Raw genomic sequence first — 22,108 nt, 5'->3', positions numbered from 1 at the left:
GCTACTGGCCGCCCTCGGCCTGCAGCGCCCGCGAGAGCGCCTCGGTCAGCTGCTCGTCCGCCGCCGCGAAGGCGGTGAGGTCGCCCGCCTTGAGGGCGTTCTCGCGAGCCGTGAGTGCGTCCCGCGCGTCGTTCAGCGCCTGCTGCAGCGCCGTCTGGTCGCCCGTGGCCGGCGTGGAGCCGGTGCCGCCGGTCGTGCCGCCCGCGTCGCCTCCGGTGTCGCCGCCCGAGGTGCCGGTGCCGGCGTCCGGAGTCGTCGGCGTGCCGGTGTCGCCCGCGTCGGCTCCCGAGTCGCCGCCGAAGAGGCTGTCGAGGGCCGCGTCGAGGGTGTCCTCGAAGGCGATGTCGTCACCGAACGCGACCAGCACCTTCTGCAGGAGCGGGAAGCTCGTGTCTCCGTTGGAGCGCACGTAGATCGGCTGGACGTAGAGCAGGCCGCCGCCGACCGGCAGCGTGAGCAGGTTGCCCCTCGTGACGGTGGTGTCGCCGCGGGAGAGGATGTTCAGCTCGTTCGCGACCGTCGGGTCGGTGGTGAACGCGTTCTGCACCTGGCCGGGGCCGGGCACCGTGTCGTCCTTCGGCAGCTCGAGCAGGCGGAGCGTGCCGTAGCCGTCGGCCACGGAGCCCGCCGTCGAGCCGGCGTCGGAGTCGGCCACGAGGTAGCCGGTCAGCACGTTGCGGCTGGCCTGCGCGCCCTGGACGCTCGCCGGGATGTACGTCGAGTAGAGCGAGTACGACGGCACGTCCTGATCCGGCGTCTGCAGCGTCAGGTAGTACGGAGGCTGCAGGCTGGTGCCGGTCGCGGCGGCCGTGGTCGCGGCTCCGCTCGTCGGGTCGTTCGGCGTCGCCCAGGCGTCCTCGCGGGAGTAGAAGGAGCCCGCGTCGGTGACGTGGTAAGTGCCGAGGACCGCGCGCTGGACCTTGAAGAGGTCCTCCGGGTACCGGACGTGGCTGAGCAGCTCGCCCGACATGTCGCTCACGGGCTTCACCGTGGTCGGGAAGATCTTCTGCCAGGTCTGCAGGATCGGGTCCTCGGTGTCCCACGCGTAGAGCGTGACGCTGCCGTCGTACGCGTCGACGGTCGCCTTCACCGAGTTGCGGATGTAGTTGACGTCGTCGGTCGGGAACTGCTGCTGCGTGTTCGTGTCGGCGATCGCCTGCGAGAGGCTCTGCACCTCCGAGTACGGGTAGTCGGCCGAGGTGGTGTACCCGTCGACGACCCACTTCACGCGGCCGTCGACGACGGTCGGGTAGGCGTCGGAGTCGAGCTTGAGGTACGGCGCGACCTTCTGGACGCGCTGCACGGGATCGCGGTCGTAGAGGATCTGCGAGTCGTCGTTCACGCCGTCCGAGAGGAAGATCTGCTCGGACTGGAACTTGATCGCGTAGACGAGCTTCTTGAAGACGTTGTCGAGAGCGGGGCCGCCCTCGCCGTCGAAGGTCGTGTAGGTCTGCTGCGCGCCGTCGGTGCCCGAGGGGTAGTCGAGCTCGATGTCGCGCGAGTCGTTGCCGCCCACGATCGAGTACGGCGGGGAGTTCTCGCCGAAGTAGATCCGCGGCTCGTAGTCGCCGAGGTCGCCCGTCGTCGGGACGCCGGACTCGATGAACACCGGCTCGCCGTCGGCCGATCGCTGGTTGCCGTACGCGGCGACCAGGCCGTAGCCGTGGGTGTAGACCAGCGTCTGGTTGTACCAGGTCTGGTTGGTGCCGAGGCCGTTGAGGTTCAGCTCGCGGACGCCGACCACGGCGTCCTGCGTCGATCCGTCGATGGAGTAGCGGTCGACGTCGAGCGCGTTCTGCGTGTCGCCGAACTTGTAGTACTGGCGGAACTGCTGCAGCTGCGAGAACGCGTCGGTGACGACGGCGGGGTCGAGGATGCGGATGTTCGCGGTGGTCTCGGCGTCCGAGCGCAGGGCGCCCGGCTCCGCGTCCGTGGTCGCGTCGTAGGGGATGACGTCGACGTCGCTGACGCCGTAGGCCTGGCGCGTCATGTCGATGTTGTTCTGGATGAAGGGCTGCTCGAGCGTGCGCTCGTTGGGCTCGACCTGGAACTTCTGCACGATCCAGGGGTAGAGGGAGCCGACGAGCAGGCTCGACACGATCAGCAGCGCGGTGCCGATGACCGGGAAGCGCCAGCGGCCGATGAAGGCGGTGACGACGAAGAGGATCGCGACCAGCGCCGCGATGCCGGCCAGGATCTGCAGGCCCGGGATCGTCGCGTTGACGGTGGAGTAGGTGGCGCCGGTGATGCGGGGCCCCTGCTGCGCGAGCGTCGCGTACTGGTCGAGCCAGAGGCTGACCGCCTGCACGGCGAGGTAGAGGGCGGCGATGACCGCCAGCTGGATGCGCGAGGCCTTCGAGATGCGGATCTCGCGGCCGTTCACCCGGATCGCTCCGTAGAGGTAGCCGGTGGCGAGGGTCGCGAACGCCGAGATCAGCAGGACCGCCGACGCGAAGCCGACGATGCTCTGGTAGAAGGGCAGCTCGAAGAGGTAGAACGACGTGTCGAGGCCGAACTGCGGATCCGTGGTGCCCGAGGGCGTGCGGTTCCAGAAGGTGAGGCTCGTCTGCCAGCGGGTGGCGGAGGAGACGCCGGCGAAGAGGCCGAGCACCGCGGGGATCCCGAAGGTGGCCAGGCGCCGCAGCGGCTCCACGACCTGCTGGTAGCGGTCGATCTGCGAGTTGAGCTTCGCGTAGACCGGCCGGAGGCGGTACGCCAGCATCAGGCTGATGAACACCGGCACCGCCATGGCGACGAAGCCGATGACGAAGAGACCGCCCGCCGCCGCCCACTGCGTCGTGAGCACGGAGAGGAAGCCGAGCTGGTCGTACCAGAGGATGTCGGTGTACAGACCGGCGAAGACGAAGAACGCCACCACCAGGACGGCCACCACTACGACAGTGACGGCGAGGACGCTCCGTCTCTTCCGCGGCGGGGTTTCGGTTGCTGTGGAACTCACGTGAGGGCCTCTTGCTGTCGAGATGTGAGGGGAGGCCACCCATGCTATGCGACGGCTGTCCGGCTCACCTGGGCGTCGACCCGGGGTCGGCGGGTGGGATCAGTCGAGGGGAGAGGCGGTGCTGCAGTCCGGCAGCCCGGAGGTGTCGCCCGCGGCGATGCCCTTCAGGGCGGCGAGGGCGTCGTCGAGGGTCGAGACCGCGAGCACGTCGAGCCCGTCGGGGACGTGGCCGACGACCTCGTTGCAGTTGGTCGCGGGGGCGAGGAAGTACTTGGCTCCGGCGCCCTCCGCCCCGTAGAGCTTCTGGCGGATCCCGCCGATGGCGCCGACCTCGCCGGCCGCGTCGATCGTGCCGGTCCCGGCGACGCTCCGCCCGCCGTTGAGCTCGCCCTCGGTGAGCTTGTCGATGATCCCGAGGGCGAACATCATGCCCGCGCTCGGCCCGCCCACGTCGTCCAGCTGGATGTCGACCTCGAACGGGAAGTCGAAGGCCGCTCCGGGGAGGACGCCGATGACGGCGGCGCCGTTCGAGTCGCGCGGCGTGACCTCCACCTCCTGCCGGACGCCCTCGCGCTCGATGCTGACCTGCACCGGGGAGCCGGTGCCGAGGGTCTGCAGGGTCGCGCGCAGGGCGGTCGCGTCGGCGACAGGGGTGCCCGCGACCGCGAGGATCTCGTCCCCCGCCTCCAGGACGCCCTCGGCCGGGGAGCCCTCGGGCACCTGCACGACCGAGACGCGCTGCTCGACGGGGTAGCCGAGCTCGGTGAGCGCGGCGGCGATCGCCTCCTGCTGGGAGTCGGTCATCTCGGCCTGGTTCGCCTCGTCGCGCTCCTCGACCGTGGAGGAGGGAGGGAAGATCGCGTCGACCGGGACGACCGCCTTGGTCCTGTCGAACCAGGCGCTCGCGACCTCGACCCAGGTGGGCAGGCTCTGCGGGTTGCCGACGACCGACACGGTGAGCATGTCGAGCGTGCCGGCCGTGGGATAGGTGGTGCGGTCCGGGATCGAGATGAGGGGCACGTCCTTGCTGCTGCCCAGGGTGTCGAACACGGGGCCGGGCTGCTCGATCACGTAGGGGGCGGGCGCGACGCCCAGACCGACCACGACGGCGACACCCGAGAGGAGGACGACCGGTCCGACCCACGGGCGGTGCGGGGAGGAGGAGGGGCGCGGGTCGTCGGAGAACAGCGACACGGGGGCCTTTCTGGCAACGGGTGGAGCGGCTCCGCCGGGATGTTCGCGGCGGGCGGAAGCGGGCTGGGCCCGAGCGGTGCTCTGCACGCCGAGGCCCCGGGCGCTCGGGCTAACGTAGCTTGCACGACTGGGAGTCGCGCCGGAACCGGCGCCCTGTGCAGGGCCGCGGAGGCGGTGCGGCGACCGGATTCAGGTGAGCGACGGAGGGCTGATCCCGATGGCCGATGGCGACAGTGCGGACCGAGCGGGCGGCGGCTCCGAGGACGAGTTCCGGGAGATGCTGCGGCAGTTCCTCTCGGGGAACGGCCCGGTCGACCCCTCGCAGCTCGCCGGAGCGGCAGGCCTGCCGAACGACCCGGTGGCCCTGCAGAACCTGCTCTCGCAGCTGCAGAGCGCGATGCAGCAGAACGGCGACGGCGGCGTCAACTGGACGCTCTCGCTCGAGCAGGCGAAGCAGCTCGCGCGCGCCGAGTCCGCGCCGGTGTCCGACTCCGTGCGGGCTCCGATCGACGCGGCCTTCGGCGTCGCCGCGCTCTGGCTCGACGAGGTCGCGTACGTCTCCGAGCTGAGCCGCACGCCGCGCTCGATCAGCCGCCTCGAGTGGATCTCCCTGACGATGCCGGTCTGGACCCAGCTCGCCGAGCCGGTGGCGCTGAGCATCTCGGACGCGCTGACCCGCGTGCTCCGCGAGCAGGCCCCGGAGGAGATGCAGGCGATGATCGCCGGTGCCGAGGGCATGATGCGCGGGATCGGCGGCACCCTGTTCGCCCTGCAGCTGGGCCAGGTCGTCGGGCAGCTCGCCGCCGAGGTCGTCTCGGGCGGCGACATCGGCATCCCGCTGCTGGAGGAGAACGACGCGGCGATCCTGCCGCAGAACGTCGCCGCGTTCGGCGAGGGCCTCGACATCCCGCTGGACCAGGTGCAGCTGTACCTGGCGGTCCGCGAGCTCGCGCACGCCCGCCTCTTCCGGCACGGCAAGTGGCTCCGTCTCGCCCTCATCTCGCAGATCACCGACTTCGCGCGCGGGATCAGCATCGACACCACCCGCCTCGAGGAGCTGGCCGAGGGCTTCGACCCGTCGAACCCCGAGGAGCTCCGCGACGCGATGACCTCCGGCGCGCTCATCCCGCCGAAGACGGAGGAGCAGCTCGCCGCGCACGGCCGCCTCGAGACCGTCCTCGCCCTCATCGAGGGGTGGGTCGACGTCGTCACCGCGGCGGCGACCACCCGCCTGCCCAGCGCCGGGGCGATCGCCGAGACGGTCCGCCGCCGCCGCGCCTCCGGCGGCCCGGCCGAATCCGCCTTCGCGACCCTCGTCGGCCTGGAGCTGCGCCCGCGCCGCCTCCGCGAGGCCGCCGCGATGTGGCAGGCCGTGACCGACGCCGTCGGGCCCGAGGCCCGCGACTCCCTCTGGTCGCACCCCGACCTGCTCCCCGGCTCGGAGGACCTGGACGACCCGAGCGCGCTCGTCGCCCGGCTCACGGCCGAGGCCCGCGGCGAGACCCCGGAGCCCGACGAGATGGACCGCGCGCTGGAGGACCTGCTGAACGGCACGATGCCGCGCGAGGGCGACGGCGCCTCCGGAGACGCTCCGGACACGACCGACGACGCCGGCTCGCCGGACGACGACGACCGCGGCTCCTCCCCCACGGGCGACCGCCCCGTCTGACCCCCCGTCCGGCGCCCACCTGTGGACAACTCGCGCGGCGCCGGGCCGGTCTCGGCCATGATCGCCGGATGGTGCTCCGGCTCGATCCCCGACTCCCCCTGCTCTGGCGCTCCGCGACCGCGGTGCAGCTCGGCCTCGACCGGCCGCACGCGGTCCTGGACGGCGTCGGCTACCCGGAGGAGCTGCTGCTCGACGCCCTCCGCGTGGGCACCAGCGCCGGCACCGTCCGCCTGATCGCGGCGCGCGCCGGAGCGAGCGAGGCGCGGGTCGACGAGGTGCTCCAGGCGCTCCGGCCGGTCCTGCTGCGCAGCGTCGAGCCCGGCGGCCCTCCCCCGGCACCGCAGGTCGTCGTCGAGGGGACGGGCGCGGCACCGGACGCACTGCGCACGCTGCTCCGGAGCGAGGGCTGCTCGCTGGTCGCCGACGACGGGACGCCGGACCTCGCCGTGCTGATCGCCGACTTCGCGGTCGCCCCCGCCCGCGCCGCGCACTGGCTCGCGGCCGATGTGCCACACCTGGCGGTGGTGTTCGGCGACGAATCGGTGCGCCTCGGACCCCTTGTCGAGCCGGGTTCCGGACCGTGCCTGCACTGCGCCGAGCGGGACCGGATGGACCTCGACCCGGATCGCGCGCGCCTCGTGATCCAGGTGCTCGGCCGCACGGCCCCCACCCGCACGCCGCTCGCGAGCGCCGCGATCGCCGTGGCGGCCGCCGACGCCGTGCTGCGGCGACTGCTCGCGGGCTGGCGAGGATTGCGCGCGGCCGAGCGGGTCTACAGCGACGCCTCCGGAGCGTTCACCGTGCGGGAGCGGGAGCCGCACCCCGAGTGCGCGTGCCGAGCTCTTCGAGGAAGCGCGACGGCTCCCTCCGCGTGACGCGGCCGACCGTCGAGCGCGCCCATGAGAGGCGCAGGCGCCGGCGGGCCCGGGTGATGCCGACGTAGAGGAGGCGCCGCTCCTCGTCGATCGCCTCGAGGCCGGCGGCGTACGAGATCGGCAGCAGGCCCTCGGCGAGCCCCATCAGGTGCACCGACTCCCACTCGAGGCCCTTCGCCGAGTGCAGCGTGGCGAGGGTGACCGCGCCGCGGTCCGGCTCGTGGTGCACCTGCTGGCGTGCGATCAGGTCGTCGGTGAACTGGCGGAAGGTCCATCCGGCAGGGGCCTCGTCGACGAGGCGGGCCAGCGTGTCCAGCGACTCCCACCGGTCGCGCACCGCACCGGGCGCCGACGGCGGCTCGGCGCTCCAGCCGAGCGAGCGGAGGACGTCGCTCACCGACTTGAACAGCGGCTCGCCGCTGATCGACACGGACGCCGCGCGCAGCTGCATCACGGCCTGCTTCACCTCGGGGAGGTCGAAGAAGCGCTTGCCGCCGCGCATGTGCGCGCTCACTCCCCGCTCGTGCAGGGCGTGCTCGATGACCGCCGACTGGCTGTTGGTGCGGAAGAGGACCGCGATGTCGGAGGGGCGCACCCCCGCCTCGATGTCGGCCGCGACCCGCGCCGCGATCCCGCGCGCCTCCGCGATGTCGTCCGGGTAGGCGTCGATCGCGGGCTCCGGCGCCTCGGCGGCGGCGACGGCGTGGAGCGAGAGGGCGCCGGGCCTGCCCCGCATGAGGCGGTTCGCGGTCTGGACGATCGGCACGGCCGAGCGGTAGTTCTCCTCCAGGCGCACCACGGTGGCGGTCGGCCAGCGGGACGGGAAGTCGAGGAGGTAGTCGGCCCGCGCACCCGCGAAGGAGTAGATGGTCTGGCTGGCGTCGCCGACGACGCAGAGGTCGCTCCGGTCGCCGAGCCAGAGCTCCAGGAGCCGCTGCTGCAGCGGCGAGACGTCCTGGTACTCGTCGACGACGAAGAAGCGGTACTGCTCGCGCACCTGCATCGCCATCGCGGGCTCGGACTCGAGCATCCCGGCGGTCACGAGCAGGACGTCCTCGAAGTCGATCTGGCGGCGCTGGTCCTTCAGCCCCTCGTACTCGTCCACGAGCGCGACCGTCTGCTCCAGGGTGAGCCGTCCGGGCAGGGGGCGCGTGCGGGCGGCGACGGCGTACTGCTCGAGCGAGAGGGCGGACACCTTCCGCCACTCGATCTCGGCCGAGAGGTCGCGGAGCGTCGCCGTGTCGAGCTTCAGGCGGAGCCGCTCGGCCGCGTGCCCGAGCAGGCGCGCCTTGCCGTCGAGTAGCTGGGGCATCGTGCCCCCCACCAGCTGCGGCCAGAAGTAGCCGAGCTGCGAGAGGGCGGCGGCGTGGAAGGTGCGGGCCTGGACGCCGCCGGCGCCGAGCACCCGCAGGCGCGAGCGCAGCTCGGCCGCGGCGCGGCTGGTGAAGGTCAGGGCCATGACGCGGCCGGGCGTGTAGACGCCGGTCGCCACTCCGTGAGCGATGCGGTGCGTGATCGTCCGGGTCTTGCCGGTGCCCGCTCCCGCGAGGACGCAGACCGGCCCCAGCAGCGCCTCCGCCGCCTCGCGCTGCCCCTCGTCGAGACCGTCGAGCAGGGTCACGCGATCGGGCCGTTCTCCAGCTCGCCTCCGTACCAGTCCTCGATCATCGCGCGGGCGATCGACGAGCGGCCGGGCAGCAGCACGGACTCGAGCGAGTCGTGCAGCTGCTGCCGGGTGAACCAGCGCAGCTCGACGATCTCCTCGCCGTCCGGGAGCAGATCCTCCGGGGACTGGTCCTCGGCGAGGCGGGCGGTGAAGCCGACCATGAGGGAGGCGGGGAAGGGCCAGGGCTGCGAGCCGAGGTACTGCGGGTCGACGACGCGCATGCCCGACTCCTCGCCGATCTCGCGGATCACGGCGGCCTCGAGCGACTCGCCCGGCTCGACGAAGCCGGCGAGCAGGGAGAAGCGGCCGGTGCCCCACATCGCGTTCGAGCCGAGGAGGAGGCGGTCGTCCGCGTCGAGGACGCAGACGATGATCGCCGGATCCGTGCGCGGGAAGACCTGGCTGCCGTCGGTGGGCGAGCGGCGGACCCAGCCGCCCTGCTCGACGACGGTCGGGTCGCCGTTGCGGGGCGAGTAGCCGTGCGAGGCGTGCCAGTTCGCGATGGCGAGCGCCTCGGTGAACAGGCCCGCGTCGCGGTCGCTCAGGCGCTCGGCGATCGGGCGCAGGCCGCTCCACCGCTCCTCGTCGGGCTCGAGCTCGGCGGCGGCCGCGTCGGTGAGGACGGTCGCGATGACGGGAGTTCCGACCGGCTCGCCGGGGGCCTCGGCGAGCGTGCGGCCGAGGTAGATCCGGAGGGTGCCGGCGGTCACGTCCTCGGGGCGGCGCAGGAGGAGGCGGTCGGCCTCGACCAGGGTCCGGTCGTGGTGCAGGACGAGCACGCGCGTGGCGGGATCGGCGAGCAGCTCGTCGAAGAGCGCGGGCCGCGAGCGTCCGACGCCGTCGCGGTCGGCCGCCTGTCGCGAGAGCGGGAGGCGATCGGCGAAGGGCAGTGACATCCGGGGCTCATTTCGTGACGGGGGCCGCGAGGACCGCTGTCGCGGGCCTTCGACGGCATCGGCGGGACAGCGCGTGGCGGCGGGCCGGCCGGGCACGAGCCGCCTACCCTGGAAACCATGGCCAGATCCCATCTCACTCTAGCCGCGCTGGCCACCTCGGCCGTCGAGGGCCTCGACGTCCGCTCCGCGCGCCCCTTCACGTCCTCGACGCACGGCGACTTCGACTCCGCCCTGCTGACGACGCGCGAGGGCGCCCGCCTCGTCGTGCGCGTGCCCACGTCCGCGCTCGCGGAGCAGGAGCAGCTCGGCGACCTCGTCGCGCTCCGGGCGCTGACCGCCGGCATCCGCAGCCGCCTGCCCTTCGATCTGCAGGAGAGCGTCGGGCAGACGCCGTTCGACGGCACTCGCGCGGTCGTCTACGAGTACCTCGAGGGAGATCGCGTCCTCATCGACGACGTGGCCGCGCAGAGCGGGCTCGCGGACTCGATCGGCCGGGCCATCGGGGCGATCCACTCGCTCCCGGTGTCGTTCGTCCAGGAGGCGGGCCTGCCGATCGCGACCGCGCGCGACAGCGTGAACGAGACGGTCGCGGTGATCGAGCGCGCGGCCGACACCGGCCACGTCCCGGCGGCGCTCGTCGCGCGCTGGGAGTCGGCCTCCTCCGACGAGGCGCTCTGGCAGTTCGACCCGACCGTGGTGAACGGCTCGATGACCGCCGACTCCTTCCTCCGCTCGGGCGACGTCGTCGCGGCCGTGCTCGGCTGGGCGGCGCTGCGGGTCGGCGACCCGGCGCGCGACCTGCACTGGCTGCTGAGCGCCCCGGGCTCGGAGACGGCGCTCTCCGCCTACTCCCGGATGCGCGCGGGAGCAGTGGACCGCACGATCCGCCAGCGCGCCCAGCTCTACGCCGAGCTCGAACTCGCCCGCTGGCTGCTGCACGGCACCGAGACCGACGACTCCGCCATCGTGGACGACGCGGTCGCCATGCTGGACACGCTGGTCGACAGCGTGCTCGGCGACCTCTCCGCGCCCCTCTCGACCGACACCGGCCCGGTGCTGGCGGTCTCGGAGGTCGAGGAGCTGCTCAACCGCACGCCGGGAGCCCGCACGGGCTCCTCCGCTCACGGCCGCGGGCTCGCTCCCGTCGCCGAGGAGAGCGACTCCGCGAGCTCGCGCTCGGAGTAGAACCGCTCGGGCCGCAGCACGAGGTCGTCGGCGACGAAGTAGAACACGGCGTCGACGCTCTCGAGCGGCACCCCCCGCCAGCGCGAGTAGGCGAGCCGGTACAGCGCGAGCTGGAACTGCTTGAGCTCGAGGTCGGCGGCGTCCTTCGGCGCCCGCCCGGTCTTCCAGTCGACGATCTGCACGCCGTCCTCCGTCGGGTACACCGCGTCAAGCTTGCAGACGACGACGTGGCCGGCGAGCTGGAGGTGGATCTCGATCTCGACCGCCTCCGGGCGCCGGTCGGCCCACTCCGAGCGCTCGAACGTGGCGATCAGGGCGTCGAGCCGCTCCTGCTCGACGGACGCGGGGCCGGCGTCGTCGAGCTCGTCGGGGAAGGTGTCGACCGCCTCCGCCCCGCCCTGGACGCCGAAGCGGTTCTCGACCCAGGAGTGGAAGGTCGTGCCGAGCCGGGTCTGCCGGTAGGGGCGCTCCGGCATCGGCCGGCGCAGCTGTGCGGCGACCTCGTCCGGAGTGCTGACGATGTCCTTGAACCGGGAGGCGGGGATGCGGGTGGGCAGCGGCGTGCGCTCGCCCCCGGCCAGCCGCACCGCCCGCTCGGCGAGCAGCAGGCGGATGTCGTCGCCGCGCGCTCCGAGCAGAGCGGGCTCGGCGCTGCGGACCCGGGCGGCGGCGGCGCGGACCCGGTCGCCGCGGGAGCCGAGCGGATCGTGGGGCCAGCGGAACGTGCGCGGGGCCCGCTCGAGCGGGTTCTCCTCGTTCGCGGGCTCGGTCGGCAGCGGCGGGATCGTGCCGGCCTCCTCGAGGTCGCGGAGGAAGACGCCCGGTCCGCGCGGCTTGGCCTGGCCGGCCCACCACGAGCCGCTGAGCAGGAGGTGGTGACGCGCCCGCGTGACGGCCACGTAGGCGAGACGCCGCTCCTCCGCCTCGTTGCGCTCGCGGAGGGTGTCGCCGAACGCTCCGATCGCGTCGACGACCTCCTTCTGCGTGCTGCAGCCGCGCCAGGCGAGATCGGGGAGCTCGGCGGCGTCGCCGCGGAACGCGTAGGGCATCGCGCCCAGTCTGACCCACCCGCGGAAGCCCTCGACCGGCGTGCCGGGGAGCTCGCCGTCGACCATCCGCGGGACGGCGACGAGGTCCCACTCCAGACCCTTGGAGCCGTGGATCGTCAGCAGCTGCACCGTCCCCGGTTCCGGGTCCTCCGGTCGCGGGGCCAGGCCGTCGCGCTTGTCCGCGAGGACGAGCCAGCGGAGGAATCCGCGGAGAGAGGAGCCGGTGCCGGCGCCGCGGTCGTCCGTCTGCAGGTACCCGGCCACCGCCTCCCGGAAGGCCTCGAGGTTGGCGCGGCCGTCCCCGCGCGACTCGTTCGCCTCGACCTCGATGTCCAGGCCCAGCTCCTGCTCGACCAGGGTGACGAAGTCGAGGAGGTCGAGCCCGGCCCGGGCGCGCAGCCGGCCGAACAGGGTGCCCGCCTCGTGCAGGCGCCGCAGGCCCTCGGCGCTGAACCCGCCGAGCGCGGAGTGGTCGATCCGCCCGTCGTCGCCGGGGCGGCGCGCCGCGATGAAGTCGAGGGCCTCGACGATCGAGCCGCCCTCGCCCTCGGTGACGGACGCGCGCATCCGCTCGCGCACCTCCTCCGGGAGCAGCCGGTGCGCGTGGTCGCGCGCCGCGAGCCACGAGGCGAGGTCGCGCAGCGCCTTGAGGTCGCGGACGCCCAGACGCCAGCGGGCGCCGGCCAGGAGGCGGACGAGCTCGCTGCCGGCGGCCGGGTCCTCGACGACGGTGAGCGCGGCGACGAGGTCGGCGATCTCGGGCTGCCGCAGCAGGCCCCCGATGCCGAGGATGTGGTACCGGACGCCGTGCTTCGCCAGCGCGGCGGCGAAGCGGTCCATGTTCGCGCGCACCCGGAAGAGCACCGCGGCCGACGGCGGCTCGGCGCTCTGGCGCAGGCGCCCGGCGAACCAGGCGGCGACGTCGTCCGCCTCCTCCTCGATCGTCTCGGGGAAGGTGAGCTCGACCGGGTGCTCGGAGGCCTGAGGACCCGCGCTCAGCGTGTCGACCGCGACCGCGCTCCTCGCCGACAGCGGCTCCACGATCGCGTTCGCGGCGGTCAGCACACGGCGGCCGTTGCGCCAGCTCGTGCTGAGGGAGAAGCGGCCCGCTCCCCCGAAATCGGTGCCGAAGCGGCCGAGCCCCTCGGCGCTCGCACCGCGCCAGCCGTAGATCGACTGGTGCGGGTCGCCCACGGCCATCACTCCCTGCCCGGCGAAGAGCCGCGAGAGGAGGCGGGTCTGCAGCACGGAGGTGTCCTGGTACTCGTCGAGGAGCACCACCCGGTACCTCGCGCGGTGCTCGTCCACGATCCGCGGCACCCTGTCGACGATCCGCAGCGCGAGGGCCACCTGGTCCGAGAACTCGACGAAGCCGCGCTCGGCCTTCGCCTCCTGGAACAGCTCGGCGAGCGCCGTCAGCACCGGCAGCGCGCCCACGGCCTGCAGCGCCTTCTCGAGCTCGCGGTAGAGCCCCGAGCCGCTGCCTCCGCGCGGCAGCTCGCCCAGGCGGAGGAAGTCCTCGGCGAACGCGGCGACCGCGGCCGGATCGGCGAGGTTGTCGGCGAGGTCGTGCGCGAGCGAGACGACGAGGTCGGTCAGCCGATCGATGCCCGCCTCCACCTCGAGGATGCGCGGATCGGCCGTGTCGGCCACGACTCCCCGCGCGAGATGCCAGGCGGAGGCCTCGGAGAGCACGGTCGCATCCCCCTCGCGGCCGATCAGGGCTGCGTTGTCGCGGAAGATCGTGTTCGCGAAGGCGTTGTAGGTCGAGACGGTGGCGGCCTCGAACGGGTCGGGCGCCGACTGCCCGGGCGCGAGCGGGAGCAGGCCCGCCGCGCCGAGCTGGTCGATCCTCCGCCCGATGCGCTCGCCGAGCTCGGCCGCCGCCTTGCGGGTGAAGGTGAGGCCGAGCACCTCCGACGGCGCCGCGTGGCCGTTCGCGAGGAGCCAGAGGACGCGGTTCGCCATCGTCTCGGTCTTGCCGCTGCCGGCACCGGCGACCACCAGGGCAGGCTCGAGCGGCGCCTCTATGACGGCGCGCTGCTCGGCGGTGGGCGGGCGCAGGTCGAGGCGCTCGGCGATGGTCAGGGCGTCGATCACGGCAGCTCCTCCTCGAGGACGGCGGAGGGGTCGGGGTCGGCGGGGCCGGAAGGATCGGCCGGCGCACCGGGACCCGGCTCCTCGGAGTCCTCCAGGTCCGCTGTCTCGTCGACCTCGTCGATCGCCAGGAGTCCGTCCCCCGGGACCTCGGGCACCGCGTGGATGCGGTACCGCAGGGCGTCGCCGGGGGAGAACGGGGTCGCGTCGAGCAGGCCCGAGAAGCCCGCCGCCGCCATGCCCAGGGCCGCGGCGCGGACGCGATCGCGCAGCCGCTCCAGCTCCTCCTCGCCGAAGCGCTCCTGGACCACCTCGCGGTACGGCTTCCCGCGCACGCCCGTCGCCACGAAGAGCAGCTTCGCGCCTCCCCCGTCGGCCGGGTCGGCCGCCTCGATCGCCCCTTCGGCGACGGCGAGCTGATAGCTGCCCAGCTGCGCGTGCTCGGCGATGTCGTCCTTGCGGGGAGTGCTGCGGCCCGTCTTGAGATCGACGATCGTGACGGAGCCGTCGGCCGCGCGCTCGACGCGGTCGATCGAGCCGCGCACCCGGGCGGGCGGGACGTCGAGCTCGAACTGCTGCTCGCGGCCGAGCACCACGCCTCCCCCGCGCTCGAAGTCGGCGAGATAGCCCGCGAGGCCGTCGATCAGCCGCCGGGTGACGCGCTTCTGCCGCTCCCCCAGCCAGGGCGACTCGAAGACCAGCTCGGGCCACCGCGACTCGAGAGCCGCCCACAGCTCCTGCGGATCGGGCCGCTCGGCGTTCTCGAGGACCCAGTGCACGAGGGTGCCGACCCCCATCGCCGTGCTCGTCGTGGAGCCGGAGACGGCGTCGACGAACCAGTCCAGAGGGGACCGCTCGAAGGCCTCGAGGCGGCTCGGCGAGACGGAGACGGGACGCTCGGGGTCGCCGACGTCGAAGAGGGGCTCCGTGGTCGAGGGCTCGAGCACCCCGGACCAGGAGGAGGGGTCGGCGCCGGGGACCTCCGCGAGCGCCAGGGCGCTGAGCCCTCGGATGGCGGCGGGAGCCTCGGTCGAGTCCGGTGTGGTGGCGGTCCGGCGCAGCGCCGCCACCGCCCCGCGCAGCGTGAGCGGCACCGCGGAGGCCGGATCGAGCCGCGGCGCGTCCGGCGGGGTGAGCCGGAAGAAGAGGGAGGGCGTCTCGTCCTCGCCCGCGACGGCGCTGAGCACGAGCTGCCGCCGGGCGCGGGAGGCGGCCAGGGCGAACATCCGGAGCTCGTCGTCGAGAGTGGCCTTGCGGGCGTCGAGCGGCAGTCCGCCCTCGCCGCGGGCGTGCCGCAGCAGGCCGTCCGGATCGAGCAGCGAGCCGCGCTGGCGGAGGTTGGGCCAGACGCCGTCCTGCAGCCGCGCCACCACCACGACGTCGAACTCCAGGCCGACGACGGAGGAGGGCGTGCCGATCAGGACCGCGTCCTCGACGGAGCGCGGAGCGAGCGTGTCCTCGGGGACCTCCGCCTCGAGGATCTCGGTGACGAAGCCGATCGCGGAGTGCCCGGTCGCCCGCTCCACGAACCGGCGCGCGGCGCTGAAGAGGGCGACCACGCCGTCGAGGTTGCGGTTGGCCTCGGCGGCGGTCAGGCCGGTGCCGAGGGCGAGCTCGCGCCAGGAGGACGCGACGCGGCTGGACTCCCACGCCGACCACAGGAGCTCCTCGATCGAGCCCCCCTCCTCGTGCAGGCGGCGGACCCGGTCGATCGTCACGGCCAGCCGCTCGGCCTGCCGGGCGGGAGCGGAGTCGATGGTCGCGAATCGGCCGGGCGCGGCGAGGGCCTCGACCAGCAGCGGGTCGCTCGCGCGGATGCCGCCGCCGGCGAGCTCCTCCGCCCGGAGTGCGAGCCGGAGCCGGCGCAGCCCCAGCCGGTCGACCCCACCGAACGGGCCGAGCAGCAGCTCCGCCGCGAGCTCCGCGTCCAGGGGCCGCTCGCCGATCGCGACGCCGACCAGCACGAGCAGCGCCCGGGCCGCGTGGTCGTCGCGCAGCGCCCGCCCGGCGAGCACGGAGCGGGTCGGCACCTCCGCCACCGCGAGCGCCTTCACCAGCGGCTGGACCGCGGCTCCGGAGCGGACGACGACCGCCATCCGCCGCCACGGCACTCCGTCGCGCAGCCGCCGCTCGCGCAGCAGCCGCGCCACCGTCGCGGCCTCGCGCGCCGCCGTCGGGGCGTGCAGCACCAGGACGGGTGCCGGGCCCGCGTCGGGGGCCGGAGCCGCGACCGCCGCCCGCTGCCGGCCGGCCGCCGCGGTGCCGATCCGCTCGGTGGCCGCCGACACGACCGCCCGCAGCGCGGCCGAGTGGCGGTGCACGCGCGCGAGCACCAGCGTCTCGACGTCGGACGCGCCGATGCTCGCGGCGAACCGGCCGAGCGTGTCGGAGGCCGCGCCGCGGTAGGCGCTGGTCGCCACGTCCGGGTCGCCCAGCGCGATCACGGTCACCCCGCGCTCCGTCAGCGCCCGCAGCAGCACGAGCGTCGACTCGCTCGCCTCCTGGAGGTCGTCGACGACGACGAGGCGCAGCGCGTCGATCCGCTCGCCGCCCTCGCCCGCGCGGATCGCCTCGGCCGCATAGGCCGCGAACTCCGCAGCGTCCAGGCGGGTCCCCGCCTGGGGCGCCATCCACTCGACCACCTCGCGCAGCTCGTCGAGCACGTCGGCCGCCGCGCTCCACTCGCCGCGCTCCGCGTCGATCCCGAGGGCGCGGATCGCGTCCGAGTCGAGCCCGTGCTCGGTCGCCCGCATCCCGAACTCGCGGAGCTCGGTCCGGAAGGTCCGCAGCCGCAGCACCTCGGGGCTGAACTCCTCCGGCCACCGCGGGCCGGTCCCCTCCTCGAGGTGGCCCTCGACGAGCTCCGAGAGGAGGGCGTCCTGCTCGCCGCCGGTCAGGAGGGTCGGCCGCTCGAGGCCGCGCTCCTTCGCGGAGGAGGTGACCGCCTCGAACGCGAGCGAGGTCGCGGTCCGGGCGAGCGGGCCCCGGGTCGGCACTCCCAGCCGCAGGGCGAGCACGTCGCGCAGGGCGGTGGCGGCGGTGCGGCTGGCCGCGAGCACCACGACCGACTCGGGCGGGTACCCCCGCTCGAGGACGCGCTCGGCGACCAGCTCGACGACCGTCGTGGTCTTGCCCGTCCCCGGCGCCCCGAGCACGGCGGCGCTGCGGCCCTCGGGCAGCGCGAGCACCGCGCGCTGGGAGTCGTCCAGCACGACCGCGGGCTCGCCCGGGAGCGCCTCGCCGACGGAGGCTGCGGTGGAGGGAGCGGGGGTCGCGGGAGCGGTCACACGACCACGGTAGCCACCGGGTCCGACACTCCCGCCCGTCCCCGCCGGGCGCCCCGGCCGCCCGCTCCGCTCACCGCGAAACCGGCGCGGTCGTCCGAGCGCGGTCCCGTATCCTGACACCCTCGTCCCCTCCCGAAAGGCACTGCTGGTGGAAATCCGTATTGGAATGGTCAACACCCCGCGCGAGCTCAACTTCGAGTCGTCGATGTCCGTGACCGAGGTCGAGAAGACGGTGACCACCGCTCTCGAGGCCGGCACCGCCGTCCTCCGCCTCCGCGACGAGAAGGGCAAGATCTACATCGTCCCTACCGCCACCATCGCCTTCGTCGAGGTCGGCTCCGAGGAGTCGCGCCGCGTCGGCTTCGTCGCCTAGAGCGTCCCGGGCGGACACGTCGTGGAGCTCCTCTTCATCACCCTGTTCGGGGTCCTGATCGGTCTCGCCGCGCGCTACGGGCTGCCGCACCGGCACCTGCACGGCTCCGTGCTGGTCCCGGCGATCGGCGGCCTCGTCGCCGCAGTCGTCTGGGTCGCACTGACCTGGGCGGGCCTGCCGTGGGACGGCGGCCTGATCTGGGTCCTGTCCCTCGTCGCGACCGCCGTGGTCGTCGTCCCGGTCGGCCTCTCGCTCGGGCGCAGCCGCGCCCGCCGCGACGAGGCCTCCCTGCAGGCGATGCTCTCGGGACGCGTCGCCCCCTGATCCGAGTCGGAGGCGCGGGAGTCCTCGGACTTCCGCGCCTCCGTCGTTCCGGATTCCGGCGCAGTGCGACGCCGGGAACCGTCAGGCCGTGAGCCCCAGCGCGTCCATCCGGCGCGTGTGCGAGGCGATGAGCTCGGTGAACACCGGCTCGATCCGCGACTCGTCGGAGTCGTGGTTGCCCGAGCCCATCAGCGCGGAGCGCGCCACGAGGAGGGTGTCGCCCACCAGGCGGCGGCCCCAGACGGCCAGGCGCGAGCCCAGGCGCTCGTCCGCGGCGATCTCGCGGCGGAGGATCGCGATCACGCCGTCGACGCCCGTGTCCGCGCCGAGCGTCTGCGCGATGCGCGGCCCCACGTCGGTGGGCAGCCCGCCGGTGAGGCGGATGAAGAAGTCGTCGAGCAGGCCCGCCGTGATGTACGCCGAGAGCAGCGTCTCGTGGAGGTCCGCGCCGCGGGTGAGCCGCTCGAAGGTGTCGATCGCTGGGCGGAACGGCGCCATGGCCTCGCCGGGCTCCACGTCGCGGCGGCGCAGCTCGGCGACGACGGCGTGGTGCTTCGCGAGCGCCGTGCCGGCGGCGGAGGAGATGGCCTCCTTGTCCGCGAGGTCGTCGGTCTCGGCGACGGCGCGCGCCAGCACCTCGAACACCGCGAGCTGGAGGTAGGCGACCTGGCCGAGGTAGGGCAGCACCTCGGGGGTGAGGTCGGCGAGGTCGACGCGGTCGCGCTTCTGGCTCGACTCCCCGCGGGGCGTCAGGCGGGGCACCTCGAGCAGGGGACGTCGACGTCGGAACCAGGCAGCCATTTCCTCAGCATAGGGCGCCGGAGGAGCGGGGTTCCGGGGCCGGCGGGGCCGGGAGCAGTAGACTCGCCGGGATGTCACCGGCGCTGGATCGGTGACCCTGCGCCCGGAGTCGTACAGGGGCGTAGACCGTTCGACACGACAGGCGCTTCACTCCGTGACTTTCTCCGATCTGAACATCGACGACGACATCGTCGCCGCACTCGCCGCCAAGGGCATCCTCGAGCCGTTCCCCATCCAGGAGCAGACGATCCCCCTGGCCCTGCAGAAGCAGGACATCATCGGCCAGGCCAAGACCGGCACCGGCAAGACCTTCGGCTTCGGCCTCCCCCTCATCCAGGCCCTCGGCACCGACCCGGAGCCGGGCGTCAAGGCGCTCATCGTCGTCCCGACCCGCGAGCTCGCCGTGCAGGTCACCGAGGACATCGAGCTGGCCGCCTCCAACCGGCCGACCAAGATCGTCTCGATCTACGGCGGCAAGGCCTACGAGGGCCAGATCGAGCAGCTGAAGGCCGGCGCGCAGATCGTCGTCGGCACGCCCGGCCGGCTCCTCGACCTCGCCGGGCAGCGCCTGCTCTCGCTCGCCAACGTGCAGGTGATGGTCCTCGACGAGGCCGACAAGATGCTCGACCTGGGCTTCCTCTCGGACATCGAGAAGCTGTTCGCGCAGACGCCGCCCACCCGCCACACCATGCTCTTCTCGGCGACGATGCCGGGCGCGATCGTCGCGCTCGCGCGCCGCTTCATGAACAAGCCCATCCACATCCGCGCGACCGACCCCGACGAGGGCATCACGCAGGCGAACATCAAGCACATCGTCTACCGGGCGCACTCGCTCGACAAGGACGAGGTCATCGCGCGCATCCTGCAGTCCGAGGGCCGCGGCAAGACCGTCATCTTCACCCGCACGAAGCGCGCCGCGGCCCGCATCGTCGAGGAGCTCAACGACCGTGGCTTCAACGCGGCGGCCGTGCACGGAGACCTGAACCAGGAGCAGCGCGAGCGCGCGATGGCGGCGTTCAAGGCCGGCAAGAAGGACATTCTGATCGCCACCGACGTCGCCGCGCGCGGCATCGACGTGAACGACGTCACCCACGTGATCAACCACACGATCCCGGACGACGACCAGACCTACCTGCACCGCGTCGGCCGCACCGGGCGCGCGGGCAAGACCGGCATCGCGGTGACCTTCGTCGACTGGGAGGACCTGCACAAGTGGGCCCTCATCAACCGGGCGCTGGAGTTCGGCCAGCCCGACCCGGTCGAGACCTACTCGTCGTCGCCGCACCTCTACACCGACCTCGACATCCCCGCGGGGACCAAGGGACGGCTGAAGCCGACCCCGATCCCCGCCGAGGCGAAGGCCGACGCGCGCCCGGACCGGGGCGAGCGCTCCGACCGCGGCGAGCGCTCCGAGCGGGGTGACCGGCCGCCGCGTCGCCGCACCCGCTCCGACTCCGCCGACTCGACCGCTCCGCAGCAGACCGGCCCCGCTCCCTCGAGCGAGAGCAAGGAGCACCACGACGGCAACAGCGAACCGCGCCGCCGCACCCGGTCGCGCCGCCGCTCGCCGCGCCCCGACGCGCAGGCCTGAGCCTCCGCACCCCGAGCCCGTCCCCCCGCGATCCGTCGCGGGAGGGCGGGCTCTCGGCGTCTCAGCGGCTCTCCCGCGACTCAGCGGTGTCCCCACGCGACTCAGCGGCTCTCCGCCCCTCGGCGGTCACGGTGATCCGGCGGCTCTCCGCCTCCCAGCGGCTCTCCGCGACTCAGCGGGCGGAGGAGCGGATCGCGTCGACGGTCGCGCGCGCGGTCGTGTTCTCGCCCAGGCGGTTGGGCTTGCCCGTGCCGTGGTAGTCGCTCGAGCCCGTGGTGACGAGCGAGTACTGCTCGGCGAGCTCGCGCAGGCGGCGCTTGCCGTCGGCCGTGTTCTCGCGGTGCTCGACCTCGAGGCCGAACAGGCCGGCGTCGACGAGCTGCGGGAGGATCGACTCGACCGCGATCCCTCGGGCGCTCGCGGCCGGATGCGCGATGACCGGGACCCCGCCCGCCGCGCGGACCAGGCGCACGGCGTCGACCGGGTCGGGCGCGTAGTGCGGGCGGTAGTAGCCGCCGCGCCAGTCGAGGATCCCCGCGAAGGCCGCGGAGCGGTCGGTGGCCAGGCCGCGGGCGACGAGCGCGTCGGCGATGTGCGGACGCCCGATGGTCGTGCCCGGGCTGGTCTGGGCGAGGACGTCGTCCCAGGTGAGGTCGTAGTCGGCCGCGATCGCGGTGACGATCGCCTCCGCGCGGTGCGTGCGGGCCGAGCGGATGCGCGCGGTCTCGGCCACGAGCCCCGGATCCGCCGGATCGACGAGGTACGCGAGGACGTGGACGCTGGCCCAGCCGACGCGGGAGGAGAGCTCCATGCCGGGCAGCAGGTCGATGCCCGCCTCCTCGGCCGCGGCGAGCGCCTCGGCCCAGCCGCCGGTCGTGTCGTGGTCAGTGAGCGCCACTCCGGCGAGCCCGGCCGCGGCCGCGGCCCGCACCAGGACGGCCGGAGCCTCGGTGCCGTCGGAGACGACGGAGTGGGTGTGGAGGTCGTAACGGCCCCCGTCGACATGCATGCGCTCATCGTAGACGCGCCGCCTGCGAGCCCTCCGATGCCCTAGTAGCCTGGGCGGCGATGGGGACGAGACTGGTGAAGACCGCGGTGGCGGTGATCGTGGCGATCGCTCTGCTGGTGGTCGCGGCGCCCGGCTTCTTCGGGATCGCCCGGGAGGCCCCCTTCGCCCAGCTGGTGCCGTTCCGGCTCGCGACGGGCGCGGCGGCCGTCGGGCTCGCCGCTGTCCTGGTCGTGATCGCGGTCGTCGTCGCTCCGGTCAGGCGCCTCGCGCTGGCCCTCGCGGCGCTCGGCGTCGTCTTCGCGCTCGTGCTCGCGGGAGTGCAGGGAGCGCGGGGCTACGACTCCGCCGCTCCGCGCGCCCACCGCCTCGCCGACGTGCGCCTCGCGACCTGGAACGTGCTGCACGACGGCGTGCCCGTCGACACGATCGCCTCGCTCGCCCGGGAGAGCGCGGTCGACGGCATCGCCCTCCTCGAGGTCTCGCAGACGCACGCGCAGGACGTCGTGAACGCGCTCAGCGCCCAGGGGATGTCGATGACCCTCCACTACGCCGGGTCGGGCGCCGACGACGGGGCGGCCCTGCTGCTCTCCCCCTCGCTCGGCGGCTACAGCGTCGACACCGCCGCGGTCCTCACCGGATCGACACCGTCCCTCGTCGCACGCCCCGACACTCCCGGGCGCCCCGTCCTCGCCGCGGTGCACACCATGGCGCCGATCCCCTCGCGCCTCGCGGAGTGGCGGAGCGATCTGCTCTCGGTCTCCGCGCTCTGCTCCGCGGAGGAGGACGTCGTGGTCCTCGGCGATCTGAACTCCACGGTCGACCACTGGACCGGGCTGCCGGGCTCGGCCGCGCTGGGCGGCTGCCGCGACGCGGGGACCGTCGCGGGCGGCGCCGCCCTGGGCACCTGGCCGTCCTCGGTCCCGCCCGCGCTCGGCGCCCCGATCGACCACGTCCTCTTCTCCGGACGCTGGGAGGTCTCGGGCTACCAGGTCGTCGACGACCGCGACGACGCCGGGAGCGACCACCGGCCGCTGGTCGTCCAGCTCTCGGTCCGCGGGATGGTGAAGGACGCGTCCTGACATTCCTCCCCGACGCCGACTCCCCGTCCTCCTCCCCCGCCCGGCCCGTGGCGG

General features: G+C 73.8%; 15 protein-coding genes. 7 read left to right on the top strand and 8 right to left on the bottom strand.

The window, feature by feature from the left end; genetic code table 11:
• Position 1: 1 nt before the first annotated feature.
• Positions 2 to 2,959: a UPF0182 family protein gene (locus C5B93_RS05660; protein WP_181027225.1), complete on the bottom strand. Its 2,958-nt coding sequence runs from the start codon at positions 2,957 to 2,959 to the stop codon at positions 2 to 4.
• A gap of 99 nt (positions 2,960 to 3,058) precedes the next feature.
• Positions 3,059 to 4,153, bottom strand: coding sequence for a PDZ domain-containing protein (locus tag C5B93_RS05655; protein WP_104292000.1), 1,095 nt, complete (start codon positions 4,151 to 4,153; stop codon positions 3,059 to 3,061).
• Positions 4,154 to 4,370: 217 nt separating this feature from the next.
• Between C5B93_RS05655 and C5B93_RS05650 the strand changes: the two genes are divergently transcribed.
• A complete protein-coding gene (locus tag C5B93_RS05650) occupies positions 4,371 to 5,822 on the top strand; it encodes a zinc-dependent metalloprotease (protein WP_104238192.1) in 1,452 nt (483 codons plus the stop codon).
• 68 nt (positions 5,823 to 5,890) lie between these two features.
• Positions 5,891 to 6,697, top strand: coding sequence for a hypothetical protein (locus C5B93_RS05645; RefSeq protein ID WP_104291999.1), 807 nt, complete (start codon positions 5,891 to 5,893; stop codon positions 6,695 to 6,697).
• Here C5B93_RS05645 and C5B93_RS05640 read toward each other — a convergent pair.
• Together C5B93_RS05640 and nudC are read right to left on the bottom strand one after the other, a co-directional pair.
• Positions 6,618 to 8,318 (bottom strand): ATP-dependent helicase, encoded by a 1,701-nt coding sequence (locus tag C5B93_RS05640; protein WP_104291998.1) that lies wholly within the window; start codon positions 8,316 to 8,318, stop codon positions 6,618 to 6,620. The two genes, C5B93_RS05645 and C5B93_RS05640, sit on opposite strands and share 80 nt — an antisense overlap.
• Positions 8,315 to 9,259: an NAD(+) diphosphatase gene (gene nudC, locus C5B93_RS05635; protein ID WP_104233180.1), complete on the bottom strand. Its 945-nt coding sequence runs from the start codon at positions 9,257 to 9,259 to the stop codon at positions 8,315 to 8,317. Before nudC ends, C5B93_RS05640 begins: the two co-directional genes overlap by 4 nt.
• Positions 9,260 to 9,376: 117 nt before the next feature.
• Between nudC and C5B93_RS05630 the strand changes: the two genes are divergently transcribed.
• Entirely contained in the window at positions 9,377 to 10,444 is a 1,068-nt protein-coding gene (locus C5B93_RS05630; RefSeq protein ID WP_104291997.1) for a phosphotransferase, read from the top strand.
• Here the strand turns inward: C5B93_RS05630 and C5B93_RS05625 are convergent.
• Both C5B93_RS05625 and C5B93_RS05620 read right to left on the bottom strand, forming a co-directional pair.
• Positions 10,381 to 13,593, bottom strand: a complete 3,213-nt coding sequence (locus tag C5B93_RS05625) for an ATP-dependent DNA helicase (protein ID WP_104291996.1) — start codon at positions 13,591 to 13,593, stop codon at positions 10,381 to 10,383. The genes C5B93_RS05630 and C5B93_RS05625 overlap by 64 nt on opposite strands.
• Positions 13,590 to 16,877: an ATP-dependent DNA helicase gene (locus tag C5B93_RS05620; protein ID WP_104291995.1), complete on the bottom strand. Its 3,288-nt coding sequence runs from the start codon at positions 16,875 to 16,877 to the stop codon at positions 13,590 to 13,592. The genes C5B93_RS05625 and C5B93_RS05620 overlap by 4 nt, the downstream gene beginning before the upstream one ends.
• 148 nt (positions 16,878 to 17,025) lie before the next feature.
• Between C5B93_RS05620 and C5B93_RS05615 the strand changes: the two genes are divergently transcribed.
• Together C5B93_RS05615 and C5B93_RS05610 are read left to right on the top strand one after the other, a co-directional pair.
• Positions 17,026 to 17,250, top strand: coding sequence for a DUF3107 domain-containing protein (locus tag C5B93_RS05615; protein ID WP_104224841.1), 225 nt, complete (start codon positions 17,026 to 17,028; stop codon positions 17,248 to 17,250).
• Positions 17,251 to 17,271: 21 nt separating this feature from the next.
• Positions 17,272 to 17,574: a hypothetical protein gene (locus C5B93_RS05610; protein ID WP_104226942.1), complete on the top strand. Its 303-nt coding sequence runs from the start codon at positions 17,272 to 17,274 to the stop codon at positions 17,572 to 17,574.
• A gap of 81 nt (positions 17,575 to 17,655) precedes the next feature.
• Here the strand turns inward: C5B93_RS05610 and C5B93_RS05605 are convergent, their stop codons facing one another.
• Positions 17,656 to 18,375 (bottom strand): ferritin-like fold-containing protein, encoded by a 720-nt coding sequence (locus C5B93_RS05605; protein ID WP_104247820.1) that lies wholly within the window; start codon positions 18,373 to 18,375, stop codon positions 17,656 to 17,658.
• 154 nt (positions 18,376 to 18,529) lie between these two features.
• On the opposite strand from C5B93_RS05605, the gene C5B93_RS05600 reads away from it, so the two are divergent.
• Positions 18,530 to 19,966 carry a DEAD/DEAH box helicase gene (locus C5B93_RS05600; protein WP_104224844.1) on the top strand — a complete coding sequence of 479 codons (1,437 nt, stop codon included), beginning with the start codon at positions 18,530 to 18,532 and terminating at the stop codon, positions 19,964 to 19,966.
• A 172-nt stretch (positions 19,967 to 20,138) separates the two neighbouring features.
• Here C5B93_RS05600 and C5B93_RS05595 read toward each other — a convergent pair whose 3' ends face one another.
• Positions 20,139 to 20,975, bottom strand: coding sequence for a PHP domain-containing protein (locus tag C5B93_RS05595; RefSeq protein WP_104224845.1), 837 nt, complete (start codon positions 20,973 to 20,975; stop codon positions 20,139 to 20,141).
• Between the two features lie 59 nt (positions 20,976 to 21,034).
• Here C5B93_RS05595 and C5B93_RS05590 point away from each other — a divergent pair, with 59 nt between their 5' ends.
• Entirely contained in the window at positions 21,035 to 22,054 is a 1,020-nt protein-coding gene (locus C5B93_RS05590; RefSeq protein ID WP_146078450.1) for an endonuclease/exonuclease/phosphatase family protein, read from the top strand.
• Positions 22,055 to 22,108 lie beyond the last annotated feature (54 nt).

The organism is Rathayibacter sp. AY1A2, from assembly GCF_002930935.1.
In the GTDB taxonomy this organism is placed as follows: Bacteria; Actinomycetota; Actinomycetes; order Actinomycetales; family Microbacteriaceae; genus Rathayibacter.
Note: the sequence above shows the minus strand (reverse complement) of the source record. Positions and strands in the feature narration are given on the sequence as shown.